Genomic DNA, 12,346 nt, shown 5'->3' with positions numbered 1-12,346 from the left:
AGCAGCACCAGGAAGTAAAACATTAGCATAATACGGATCTCCCTCATATCCTTCACTAACTATAACACTGATGTTTGAATCAACGCGATTAACGATAATATCTACACTTTTAGTGAAGTTATTGTAGTTTTCATCACCAGAATAGGTAAACACAACAGTAGTATTTTCATATAAATCCGGAATGCCGATTGTCATATTGCCACCAGTAATAGGGAACGGATAATCCCTGCCATATACAGTAATTGTGATTTCTCCTGTAGCGTCAGCCCAACCGGAGATTTTAACAATTGCATCTTGACCGATAGTAATCGGATCAGCAACAATATTAACATTTAAATCTTGTTTAGCAAAATTGTTTAAACCAGCACCATAAATTCCATTATTTTTTAAAGAATCCATTGCAGAATCATCCATGTAATTACTGTTTAAAATATCATTACTGCCGGTTTGGGTTCCATTAACATACCATACATTTCCAGCACTTTCATCATTTGATATAACAATATTATTTTCATCACATGCCAATGAGACAGTGTCATTAGCATCAATATTACTCACAGGAATCCCAATTATATCGGAATTTCCATTATCTGTAATGTCTAATGTTTGATTTATATTTTGACTAGCCGATACACTAGCAATTGATATAATAACCAATATTAAACATAATGCTAAAAATATCTTATTTTTCATATTCTAATTCCTAATTTATTTTTATAAATAACATTAAACAAATAATGCTTAATTATTATAACATATATCAATTTTATTATTTATAGATTAAAAGCATTAAAAAAAAGTTAAAAAATTTACATGAAAAAAATAATGACTCACTCATAATTTATACATATAACTTTGATTAATATGGAGAATCATTCTTGATTACATTTTCCTTGATTTTCCCATGAACCTTAGGATAAAAACCAACTTCTGAAGATAGTTTTCTCATATTTTCTATAATTTCATTTGTTGGAATAGCTACCGGACAGTTTAAAGTGCACAAGCCACATAATGTGCACATGTAAAGGCCGGATTCATAACATGCCTCATCATCTTCAATGAACTTTGACATAGCAACACCCCGACCACCTAAATAATTGTTAAATCCAAACTCGTTTCCGACAGCATTATAGACAGGACAGTGAACTACACAATTGCCGCATCCAATACACCAGAGGCATTCCTCACTAGCATCACTTCTTCCATTATCCAGCAGAATAACAACAACCTTTTCAGCACCATACATATTTTTCAAAAGCCTCTTTTCAATATCAGCAGTCTTTGACGGTCCGGATACTACATTCATATATGAAGTCACATAGTTGCCTGTAGCATAAACGGTTTCAAGTTTTGAAACAGAGATTGCATCTTCCAATGTAGGTACAATTTTATCGATTCCAGCTACAATTATATGCAAATCTTTTAGTGAAACTAATGAAATATTACCCTCATTGTGAACCATTACACATGAACCTTCTTCAGATGCTATTGCATTGGCACCAGATATACCTACACTAGCATTTTTTAAGCGATTTAAAACATCACTTCTTACAAGCTCCATGATTTCACGAGGTATAGGATCAACATTGCTGTCAAGTGAATCATTGACAATGTCAGTTATTTCAGAAACATTCAAATGAGATGCCGGACCTGTCGGATGGACCGGCTTATTGTCAGTTTTTTTAAGTTGTAAAATCCTATCTCCCAAGTCAGTTTCAACAACATCCCAATTTTTACTTGTCAATTCATTTTTAAGATTAATTTCACCTAAAGTATTGGATTTTGCTTTGGCAATAACCTTATTATCATAATCCTTAATTAAATCCAAAATAATATCAATGGCATCCTCTTTAGTTTCGGCAAACTCAACATCAATTCCGTTTCGGCTAAATGATTCGACAGCCATATTATATAATTCATTGGAGTTTTCAATAGAATATTTTTTAATTTCACGAACTCTATTTTCCAGTCTTTTGACTTGAGGTGAGTTTTTTATCTCTGACGAGCGTGATTTAACCGTATTGAAGGATTTTCTCATGGTTTCAAGTTCACTGCTTTTCATTTACTCACCACCATATTTAACCAAAAATTCAGTCAAGTCCAAAACATCCACTCCATAATCCTTTAAATTAAGCTTGCAGAATGGACATGGAGTTATTAATAATCCAGCATTAGTGTCAAGTGCCTGAGTTATTCTAGATTCAGCCATCTGTGAAGCGATTTCAGGATAAGCGGACTTTACGCCACCTCCAGCACCACAGCATAAACTATCCTCACGGTTATTCTCCATTTCAACCAAATTGGCTACACAGGATATAACATCACGGGGCTCATCAAACACATTGCAATGCCTTCCCAAATGACAGGAATCATGATAAGTGACAGTTAAATCTTTTTTAGTAAAATCCAATTTATTTTCATCAATAAGTTCTTTTAAAAACTGTGAAATGTGAATAACATCCAAACCTTCATAGTCATCCTTTAAGGTTTTATAACATCCTGCACATGAAGTCAATATTAAATTATTGGATAAAACTTCAGTATTTTTTTGAATCTGCTCTTTTGCCTCATCAACAAACCCTGTACGCAATAATACAGAACCACAGCATTTTTCATCTTCCAAAACAGTATAATCAACACCGGCTGATTTTAACAGTTCTTCTGTTGCATCAGCTATTGACGTTTCCTTTTCACGTGCAGTACATCCTCTAAAATATATCATAAAATTATTCTTCCTCATCATCTAAACTGATTTCATTGTTTAGAGCTACTTCTTTAACAAGCTTATTTACATCATCTTGCAGATTATCAATTTTATAGTATAATCTAGCACCTAAATAGAATATAAAGACTAATGCGACAATGATAATAAAATCAAGTCCTCTGGTAATTCCAAATGCTCTTGCAAAGACAAGACTTGAATCCGGATAAATTGAAAAAATGATTACAAATATCCATGCTATTGTCCAAATTAAAAATGAAGAAAATGAATTCTTTCCACTTCTATATCTATAAAAAAAGATTAAAATAGCTATTAAAGAAATTATCGGAAATATAATTGAATAAATTAACATGATTTCACCTTAACCAAATAGTTTATGTTTCATCATCTGAAATAAGATTTTTAATGCAACTTTGGAATCAGTTCCTTTTGCCTGAGTTTCAGGAGTATAAATTGTCTGAATAGTAACCTCTTCAAAAGGAATTTCATTATCATTAATTTCACGTATAAATTCAGAGGATATCAAGTAGCCTCTGGCATTGATTGTAATTTGATTCAAAGCGTCAATTGTCAAAGCTCTAAAACCTGTTTGTGAGTCGCTGACATTAACACCATAGAATATTCTGGTAAGAATATTCATAATATTATTTGCAAAGCTTCTGGTTCTAGGCATATCTTTAAGGGGTCTTACACCAATTACAGCCTCAGCTCTGCCAGTAACCAAAGGTTCTATTACATTATCCAAATCATCGGCAGAATGCTGACCATCCGAATCCATACTCACAATATATTTAGGATTGAATTTTAAAACAGCTTCAAAGCCTGTTTGTGTTGCAATACCAACACCACGATTAAGAAGTAATGAATAAAGATGAATATTATTAGGATATTTCTTTTTAGACTCCAAAATAACTTCCACAGTATTGTCTGATGATCCATCATTGACAATAACCATATTATATCCTTTCTCAGCAATGGATTCAATTACCGGCTGAATTCTGGTTGCTTCATTATATGCTGGAAGAACCACATATGTAGCATTTTTATCTTCTTTAGTGATTTTAAATCCCATTTTATCCCTTATAATGGTCCTGCATCTTCTTTTCCTTCACGCATACCCATTCCTGCTTCTTTTCTCATAGCTTTCCTATGATACATCATCTTGATTAAATTTTGTGCATGTTCACGTGCTCTGTTTTCGGCCAATTTTTTCAATTCAACAGGGTCTTCCTCTTCATCTTCATGGACAAAAACTTCTAAAATATGAGTGTTTGTCATTAACTGCGCATTGATAAGGCCAGTTGATGCTTCATGAGCACACATTTTATCTTTTTCCATTGGTCCAGGCATTCCAAGTGCCATGACAATGTCACAATTTTCCTCTTCAATGAGGATTTTAGCTGTAACAGGCAAGTCTTTAACTCCAGGAACTGTTTCGCGAATTATTTTTAAGTCAGTAGCATTATTTTTAAGCTCATCAATAGCGGCCGCAGCCATATCAAAACGAGCAAATGTAGTATCACAAATTCCAATCCTCATAAACTTCACCTTAAAAAAATAATATGTTGATTTTAATATATTAATATTTAGTAAAAATAAGATAGTATTAAAAATTATTACTAAAAGTAATACTTTAAATTGAAGAATTATTATAAATTTAGTGATTTAAAAAAAATTAGTTTTTGTTTAAAAGTGTTAAAAACCTTTGTTTTGCTTCTTCAATTGTTAATGGATAGTTCCCACCTATGTCAAAACCTTCAGCCTCAATTTGCTGAAAGAGTTCTGTTACAATAGGAATCTCCAAATTTGCCTCTTCAAGTATGTCCGGTTGTGAAAAAATCTCTCTAGGAGTACCTTCAGCTATTAAATTACCATCAACCATTACAAAAGCTTTATTTGCATAATCCGGAACTAAATTTACTTCATGTGTTGAAATAAGAATTGTAATCCCTTCCTCATTAAGCTCTTTTAGTAATTTAACCAAATTAGTTACACCATTAGGATCCAAACCTGCTGTAGGTTCATCCAAAACCATGAGTTCCGGTTTCATAGCTAAAATCCCAGCTATTGCAACTCTTTTCTTTTGACCACCGCTCAAATGATGAGGAGCTGTTTTTTCATAGCCAGTCATTCCAACACGTTCTAAGACATCTTCCACTCGGTCCTGGACTTCTTCCATAGATAATCCTAAATTCAATGGTCCAAAAGCAACATCCTCTTCTACTGTTGGAGCAAAAATCTGATCATCAGGATTCTGAAATACGATACCCACTTTTTGTCTGAATTTAAGAAGTGATTTTTTATCATACTTGAGTTCTTCTCCATCAATGAACACTTTGCCCTCATCCGGTTGAAAGATTCCATTTAAATGAAGAAACAATGTAGATTTACCCGCACCATTTTTACCTAACAGAGCAACCATATCTCCTTTTTCAATTTTTAAGCTAACACCTTTTAAAGCTTGATAATCTTTATTATAAGAATATTTAATATTTTGTACTTCTAACATTATTAATCACCTTTTTTCGGTTCATAAACCGGAAGTTCACCAGTATAACCTCTAGAATCCAATGAATGTTGTAATGTTTCACTTTTATCAAGAGATCTTAAAAATATAGTACTTGCAAGAGCACCTAATGATTTGAATGATGTGAAATAAGAATGATATCCCAGTCTTGTATCCTGTGCCTTTTGCATTGTATCAATTTCATTTAAGAATATAAATATTGTATTATACATCAGGAGAGCAATTTCAATAACAATTTTTGGAACTTTAAGAGTGCCTAAACAATGTAATATTTTTGCGATAGGTGTGGTGAGTGCTAAAAAACCTAAACAAGGCAAACATCCCATTACTCTAGCAAATGTATAAACACCATAATGAAGAGAATTCTCAGTAACTACAATACCAAAAAATCCCGTATTATAAATTACTTTTCCACTACCAAAAAAGAATATTAAAAATATACAAGTTATTATAAGAAATGCCATTGGAATTGAAAGAAATTTTAAATAAGACCTGTAATTAATTTTTGCAATGCCCAATATTACTATTGACATTATAGTAAATACAATAATATCGAAATATAGATTATCTAAAGCCAACGTTACTATTAACAATATAATTGTTAAAAAAAGCTTAAAATAAGGATTTGCTTCTGTTAAATCATTATTATGTGCAATATAATCCATATCAAATTTCATAAAATCACAAAAAATAAATTAAAAGATGATTAAATTAATCATCTTTAGTTTTTTGTCCTCTCCAGTAACCAAAGAAGTAACCAATAATGATTGCTCCAATAGCAGCTTGAAGAGCAAATAATAAACTTTCTATTTCACCACTAGGTGGTTCCCATATAGCTGAAGCCCATGGTTTAAAACCAGTTTCTTCAATAGCTTCACCTGCTGCACCATCTGAACCGCCAAAGTATCCATCCTCTTCACCGTGACCATTAAACATTATTAATGGTGCAACGAACAATATGATACATATAATAGCCAATATTATTAATGTTGATGTTTTCATTTATATCACCTTATGCCTCATTAGGAGATAAAGCACCAAGTTTATCTAATAATTTAGGTTTGTATGCTTTTAATCTATCCCATATAATTACTGTCAATATACCTTCACCAATAGCTAATGGCACTTGAGTTACAGCAAAGATAACTAAAAATTTAGTTAATGCAGACCCGAATGATGGAGTTGAGAAAGCTAAAGCTAATTGGAATGAAGTTGCTACATAAGTTAATAAATCTCCTAAAAATGCAGCAAAGAATATTGCAACTGTAGAAGATACATTAGCTTTTATTAAACCTTTATATACAATCCATGCTATAAATGGTCCAACGATACCCATTGAAAAGATGTTAGCACCTAAAGTAGTTAATCCACCGTGAGCAAGTAAAATTGCTTGGAAAAGAAGAACAATAGTTGCTAAAACAGCAGTTACAGCAGGACCAAATAATGCTGCACCTAATCCGTTACCACAAGGGTGAGAACAACTTCCAGTAACAGAAGGTAATTTCAAAGATGATAAGACGAACATAAATGCTCCACTAACAGCAAGTAACGCTTTAGATTCGAGAGTTTCGTCTACTATTTTTTTAATTTGATATATACCGTAGGCAACAATGATGAAAGATATGACAAACCATACTGCACACCATTCTCCCGGTAAATATCCTTCCATAATATGCATGATAAATTCCTCTCGTTATTTTGTATCAAATTTAGGTAAACATAAATTTAAAATTATTAATTACCCTTTGACACTATAATTTTTGTTATTTTATTATATATAAATCTAATTAAAAATTAGTCAAGTATACTTTAAAAAATGCGATAAGCAAATCAATTCCATTTTAAAAAAATCATAAGAATGAAGTTTATTTAAGTAAAATAAACTAAAATGATTTACAAATAATTTAAAAATATCAAATAAATTGTAATTCTTATAAAATAGATATCAGTTAAAATAATGGCATAAAACCACCACAATGAAAAACAATCAAAACTGATTTTGAAAAAAATAATTTAAACAATAACAACAAATATAAAATTATGAACATTAAAAACAATTTGATTTTAGCATTAGATGTAGGAAGCGAAAAAGAAGCAATAGATATCTGTGAAAAAGTAAAAGACAATATAGACACCATCAAAATCGGTTATCCTCTAGCACTTGCAGAAGGTCTTGAAATAATCAAAAAATTAAAAGACAGATTTGATTTTAAGGTAATATGTGACTTTAAAGTAGCAGACATCGATGCAACAAATGAAAAAATCTGTGAAGAGACATTTAAAGCAGGAACAGATGCAATAATCTGTCATGGATTTGTAGGTCCGGATAGTGTCCAGGCATGTCTTGATGTTGCAGACAAATATGAAAAAGAGCTATTTTTACTGACTGAAATGTCACATCCTGGAGCTAAAAAATTCCTTCAACCAGCTGCAGATGAAATCGCAAAAATGGGAATTGAAATGGGAATAAGCAACTATGTAGCTCCAGCAACACGTCTTGATCGATTGCAGGACATTAGAAATATTGTGGGAAAAGATGCTTATATAATATCTCCAGGAGTTGGAAAACAAGGTGGAGATGCTAAAAAAACTTTAGAAATATCAAATGCAATTATCGTCGGGAGAAGCATTTACGAAGCAGATAACCCTAAAATCGCCTGTGATAATTTACTCAAATAATGTTAAGATTAACTAAAACTATTTTAATGATTAAATATAAAATATAATATGTTCTACTTAGCTAATGAACAAAAATTAATTTAAAGGGAGGAAATTTGCATGGCATCTGAAGTGACTAAATTAATTATGGAAACCATTTTAGGTTTAATTACTACTGCTTTTGCATTTGTAGCAGGTTTAGCATGGAATGGCGCTATCCAAAAATTAATTGAAACATATGTCGGTACTGGAAGCGCTTTATCCAGTTTATTCACATATGCTATTGTCGTTACCATTATTGCAGTTATTGTAACTGTACTTTTAGCAAGAGTTGCTGCAAGAATGGGAATTGATTTAGACAACTAAGAAGGAAAATTAATTATTTTCCTTTTTTAATCTTTTTTTAACACCAAATCAGCCACCATATAAGACAATTCAAATAAAATAAAGAATACAAATGTCCAAAATGATAAAACACCACAGCAGGCTAATAAAAATATTTCTACTTTCATTACAAACCTATACTCAAAAAATAATATGAGAAACTTATTGTCTGTGACTTTATATATTAGTTCATGACCAATTTCATCACTCAACGCAGCCAAAATTGTTACAAGCAAAATCACCAAATTTAAATGAGGTATTCCACAGATTAAACAGATTAAAATAAAAATTACTAATGTTATTACATGATGAATACCATCAATTTTAAAAGCAAGCAGATTACCAATCAATATTCCAATAAATACATAAGCCGCATCGACATCAAAAACAGTAGCTATACCTGATGCCAAGGCACACAATATTCCGAAAACAACAGCCAAATATAAAGTATCATTTTCATCATATGCATCATCGGATAATTTCATGAAAAATCCGGAAAGAATATACAATAAACCTAAAATGAGATAATTCAATTTAAACACCTAAAGTTTATCCAAAACACCGGCATAGATTAATGGAAATATTACAGTGACATCACCGATTACAGTTTCAAGAGTGGATTCACATTTGGCTTTGGACCATGATTTTGCCTCCTGGAGAGGTGCTCCGCTTAAACTGCCTGCTTCAGGCCTATCCAGAGTTATTTGAATTGCAGAATCAAGCCCACCGATAAGTAATGTGGAAGCTAAAGTATAATGCTTGGTTAAACCTCCACCCAAAAGTATTCCTCCAATCTTTTTACTGTTAAAGACAATATCTGACAAGTAATGCATATCTGCTACAGCATCAACTGTAAAATCATGATCCTGTGAGAACATCCATAACTGCAGTCCGAACATACTGTCGATTAAACCCGGAGCAAAAATAGGTGTCTTCATACGAGCTGCTGTTGCTACAAATGAATTTTCATCATCTATAAGCAATCCCACTTCATATAACAGCTCCTGAATTGATATTTTAGGCTTACGTGAATAAATATCTTCAAAAATCTTAATTATTTCACTTTCAAATATTGTAAAATCATCAGATCCGACATTAATATCAGCAATTCTTCCAATTCCCTCAGCATTTAAATCCTCATCGTCACGTCCTTCATCACGATAATGTTTTCCTCCAAATGCTTCAAGCAAATCATGTGTAATATTAGCTCCGCTTGAAATGATTAAATCAACATGATTTTCACGCACCATATTGGTTACGATATTTCTTATTCCTCCAGGAATCAGCGGGCCTCCAAGGCTCATGAAAACATTCATTTCCTCATCTTTAATCATATCACATAATATGTTAGATGCTCTTGCCACTCTACCGGAGCCTAAAACTCCTGATTTGTCAAATTGCTCTATTAATTCAGACACTTTCATATCTGCTTTTATCTCTAATTGCTTAACTTTATCCATTAAATCACACTTAATTAGTAAAAATTGGGAATTCTTCAAAATTAGTTATGGAATTAATCAAATCAGTTCTTGTTACAATTCCAAGTAAATTATTATCTTTATCAGCTATTATTAATCTTGAAATAGATTTTTTAAATAATATTTCAATTGCTTTTGCAATTTTTAAATCTTCATTTACAATTATTACCTTTGTTGACATTAAATCTCCAACAGTAATGTCTTCCTTACCATCAGCAAAAGCATGCACGAAATCAGTAAGAGTAAATACACCCACTACCTTACCATCTTTTACAACAGGTGCACCATCAATATTATTGTTAGTAAATATTTTTGCAGCCTCTTTTAAACTACAATCAACTTTTAAAGAAATTACATTTTTGCTTGCAATGTCGCCTACACTTTGCTTTGGAATGCTCCTTATTGTAGATGTATCCACAAGCAAAATATTGTCCATATCATCCCTTCCAACAACTTTACCCATAATTCCTAAATTGTTTACGGGAGTTGGACCTATTTTTATAGTATCACCGAGACTTAAATCTTTTATACTTCCAAGGACTTTAATAGCTGCTTCACATTCTTCTTGTTGGGGTACAGAAGTAAATTCAATTCTTGCGACAGAAATATCTTCTAATCGCTCATCTCCACGATATATAGGAACTTTTGCTTCTTTTTCAGATATTGAAATATTTAAAGCATGATATGCTTCAATTGTTGGTTTATATCCTCCTCTTGGACCAGGTACACCTTTTACCAGACTTAGACTTCTAAGTGACTGCATCTGATTACGAATAGTTCCGGGATTTCTATTCATGACTTCAGCAATGTCTTCTCCTTTAATAGATTTTCCGTCAGAAGACTGGTATAGGTTTATTAGTGTTTGCAATATTTCCTTTTGTACAGATGTTAACATGTTTTTCTCCCCAACTATTAACTAGTATATTTATTTATATCGAGCATACTTTATAAATGTAATGATAAATAATGATAAATCTAAAAATACAAAAAAATAATAAATAAAATTCAAAAAAAAGTAAAAAAGAGAAATGATTATTCAATGAGCTGTTTTAAATCATTTCTAATAATGGAAGTTGCATCAAATCCTTTAATAGCATCTACCATTTCAGGGAATTTTGCTTTAGGAATCAATACGTTAATCTGTGAAAAATCAGATCCCGGAGTTATTGTAGGCTCATCAGCACAAAGCTTATTATCAATCAGATAGCTGGAAACTTCATCGATTTTATTGTTGGCAATATTAAATTTGACATCGAAATATTTCTTTGCGGTGATAGCTCCAAGCAGTTGCTCATAAATCATTTTAGCCTTTTCAAGTTTTTCACCAGTACAGCTTACACCTGCATAAAGGCCTGCTGAAGAGTGCATTATAGTTTCAATTTCTTTTAAACCGGCTTTCTTTAAACTACTGCCTGTTTGAGTATTGTCAACAATCAAATCAGCACCTTTTGCAATATACACTTCAGTAGCACCGTCTGAATTGATAACCTGCACCATCTCATTGTCTCCATCAGTCAAACCTCTGACCTGTACAAACGGTACTGCATCACCATAGATTTCTTGATAAACTTCATTTTCCATAATATGCTTTCTTGTTAAATTAGGATATTCAGTAAAACATAAAATTGGAGTTTTTCTATCTTTGTTTGCTTCAAATAAATCAGATAAACTATTATATGGTGAATCATTAGGAACTGCAACTATCAGACGGGTCTTTCCATAATCCAAATCACCTATTTTAATGGTATTAGTGTCCCTTAAAACAGATTCTTCCCTTACCCAGTCTTCACCGACAATAGCTATATCAACCATTCCACGATTCAATTCAACAGGAGTGGATTGCGGACGAGTTAAATAAGCAACAATGTCTTCATCATTTGAAATGGTAATTTCATAAGATTCATCACCAGGTTCATACCCTTTAACTTCATAACCTGCATCAACAAACAATTGATGGGTATTACCTCTTTTTACATTATTTAAACTTCCTTTTGGAAGTCCCAATATTATTTTTTCATTCATAATATAACCTACAATAATGTTAATATTTTCAGATATATATTAATTATGATGAACTTCACAATTTCTTCTTGCCATTCCATGCCTGTGAACGTGCATATGCTTAACGCCCCCATCCGTTTTAATTTCATCCAAGATTACAATGCCTTCATGTGAATGAGAATGCTCGCCGTCATTGTGCATATGATAATGATTATGCTCTATATTTTGTGAATCAATCTTTTTAATTGAATCATCAAATTTTCTGTCGTATAAAAATGCCGCATTCAAAACAACAAGACATGATCCCGCATTGTGAACAATTGCTCCAGTTACCGGATTCAATAATCCTAGAACTGAACAAATTATTGCTAATGCATTGATTGTCATTGAAATAGCAATGTTTGCTTTAATTGTAAATAATGTGGAATTTGAAAGTTTCTTAAGATATGGTATTTTAGAGATATCATCACCTAAAAGTGCGATGTCTGCTGCATCAATAGCTACATCACTGCCCATTGATCCCATGGCAACACTAACATTTGCCGTCTTAAGTGCAGGTGCATCATTAACACCGTC

Annotated in this window: 16 protein-coding genes and 1 pseudogene; 2 read left to right on the top strand and 15 right to left on the bottom strand. The window is 32.1% G+C overall.

Going from position 1 to position 12,346, the window contains the following annotated elements; translation table 11 throughout:
• The 10 genes from ACKI5C_RS04750 to cbiM form a co-directional block, all read right to left on the bottom strand.
• The coding region (locus ACKI5C_RS04750; protein WP_407432057.1) for a hypothetical protein at window positions 1-693 on the bottom strand (693 nt) is incomplete at its 3' end.
• A gap of 166 nt (window positions 694-859) precedes the next feature.
• Window positions 860-2,062: an LUD domain-containing protein gene (locus tag ACKI5C_RS04745; protein WP_407432056.1), complete on the bottom strand. Its 1,203-nt coding sequence runs from the start codon at window positions 2,060-2,062 to the stop codon at window positions 860-862.
• Complete coding sequence (locus tag ACKI5C_RS04740) at window positions 2,063-2,722, bottom strand: (Fe-S)-binding protein (RefSeq protein ID WP_407432055.1); 660 nt, start codon at window positions 2,720-2,722, stop codon at window positions 2,063-2,065.
• A gap of 4 nt (window positions 2,723-2,726) precedes the next feature.
• Entirely contained in the window at window positions 2,727-3,074 is a 348-nt protein-coding gene (locus ACKI5C_RS04735; protein WP_407432054.1) for a DUF2304 domain-containing protein, read from the bottom strand.
• 9 nt (window positions 3,075-3,083) lie between these two features.
• Window positions 3,084-3,794, bottom strand: coding sequence for a glycosyltransferase family 2 protein (locus tag ACKI5C_RS04730; protein WP_407432053.1), 711 nt, complete (start codon window positions 3,792-3,794; stop codon window positions 3,084-3,086).
• A gap of 8 nt (window positions 3,795-3,802) precedes the next feature.
• On the bottom strand, window positions 3,803-4,261 hold the full coding sequence (gene ribC / locus ACKI5C_RS04725; RefSeq protein WP_296796653.1) for a riboflavin synthase: 459 nt from the start codon (window positions 4,259-4,261) through the stop codon (window positions 3,803-3,805).
• 136 nt (window positions 4,262-4,397) lie between these two features.
• Window positions 4,398-5,231 (bottom strand): ATP-binding cassette domain-containing protein, encoded by an 834-nt coding sequence (locus tag ACKI5C_RS04720; protein WP_407432052.1) that lies wholly within the window; start codon window positions 5,229-5,231, stop codon window positions 4,398-4,400.
• A gap of 2 nt (window positions 5,232-5,233) precedes the next feature.
• Window positions 5,234-5,926: a cobalt ECF transporter T component CbiQ gene (gene cbiQ, locus ACKI5C_RS04715; RefSeq protein ID WP_407432051.1), complete on the bottom strand. Its 693-nt coding sequence runs from the start codon at window positions 5,924-5,926 to the stop codon at window positions 5,234-5,236.
• 34 nt (window positions 5,927-5,960) lie between these two features.
• Window positions 5,961-6,251 (bottom strand): energy-coupling factor ABC transporter substrate-binding protein, encoded by a 291-nt coding sequence (locus ACKI5C_RS04710; protein WP_407432050.1) that lies wholly within the window; start codon window positions 6,249-6,251, stop codon window positions 5,961-5,963.
• A 10-nt stretch (window positions 6,252-6,261) separates the two neighbouring features.
• Window positions 6,262-6,927, bottom strand: coding sequence for a cobalt ECF transporter S component CbiM (cbiM, locus tag ACKI5C_RS04705; protein ID WP_407432049.1), 666 nt, complete (start codon window positions 6,925-6,927; stop codon window positions 6,262-6,264).
• Between the two features lie 362 nt (window positions 6,928-7,289).
• Between cbiM and pyrF the strand changes: the two genes are divergently transcribed.
• Together pyrF and ACKI5C_RS04695 are read left to right on the top strand one after the other, a co-directional pair.
• Window positions 7,290-7,928 (top strand): orotidine-5'-phosphate decarboxylase, encoded by a 639-nt coding sequence (gene pyrF / locus ACKI5C_RS04700; RefSeq protein ID WP_407432048.1) that lies wholly within the window; start codon window positions 7,290-7,292, stop codon window positions 7,926-7,928.
• Window positions 7,929-8,027: 99 nt separating this feature from the next.
• Entirely contained in the window at window positions 8,028-8,273 is a 246-nt protein-coding gene (locus ACKI5C_RS04695; protein ID WP_407432047.1) for a DUF5654 family protein, read from the top strand.
• 26 nt (window positions 8,274-8,299) lie between these two features.
• On the opposite strand, the gene ACKI5C_RS04690 is transcribed toward ACKI5C_RS04695, so the two are convergent.
• The 5 genes and pseudogenes from ACKI5C_RS04690 to ACKI5C_RS04670 form a co-directional block, all read right to left on the bottom strand.
• Window positions 8,300-8,824 carry a hypothetical protein gene (locus ACKI5C_RS04690; protein WP_407432046.1) on the bottom strand — a complete coding sequence of 175 codons (525 nt, stop codon included), beginning with the start codon at window positions 8,822-8,824 and terminating at the stop codon, window positions 8,300-8,302.
• Window positions 8,825-8,833: 9 nt separating this feature from the next.
• Entirely contained in the window at window positions 8,834-9,751 is a 918-nt protein-coding gene (locus ACKI5C_RS04685) for a deoxyhypusine synthase (protein ID WP_407432045.1), read from the bottom strand.
• Window positions 9,752-9,761: 10 nt separating this feature from the next.
• Window positions 9,762-10,664 carry a CBS domain-containing protein gene (locus tag ACKI5C_RS04680; protein ID WP_407432044.1) on the bottom strand — a complete coding sequence of 301 codons (903 nt, stop codon included), beginning with the start codon at window positions 10,662-10,664 and terminating at the stop codon, window positions 9,762-9,764.
• 137 nt (window positions 10,665-10,801) lie between these two features.
• Window positions 10,802-11,791, bottom strand: coding sequence for an ATP phosphoribosyltransferase (locus tag ACKI5C_RS04675; protein WP_407432043.1), 990 nt, complete (start codon window positions 11,789-11,791; stop codon window positions 10,802-10,804).
• Between the two features lie 39 nt (window positions 11,792-11,830).
• A pseudogene (locus tag ACKI5C_RS04670) lies at window positions 11,831-12,346 on the bottom strand (cation-transporting P-type ATPase); the annotation flags it as partial.

It is taken from the genome of Methanobrevibacter sp., from assembly GCF_045646045.1.
Taxonomy (GTDB): domain Archaea; phylum Methanobacteriota; class Methanobacteria; order Methanobacteriales; family Methanobacteriaceae; genus Methanocatella.
The sequence above is the reverse complement of the archived record's forward strand: the minus strand, read 5'-3'. Positions and strand labels throughout refer to the sequence as shown.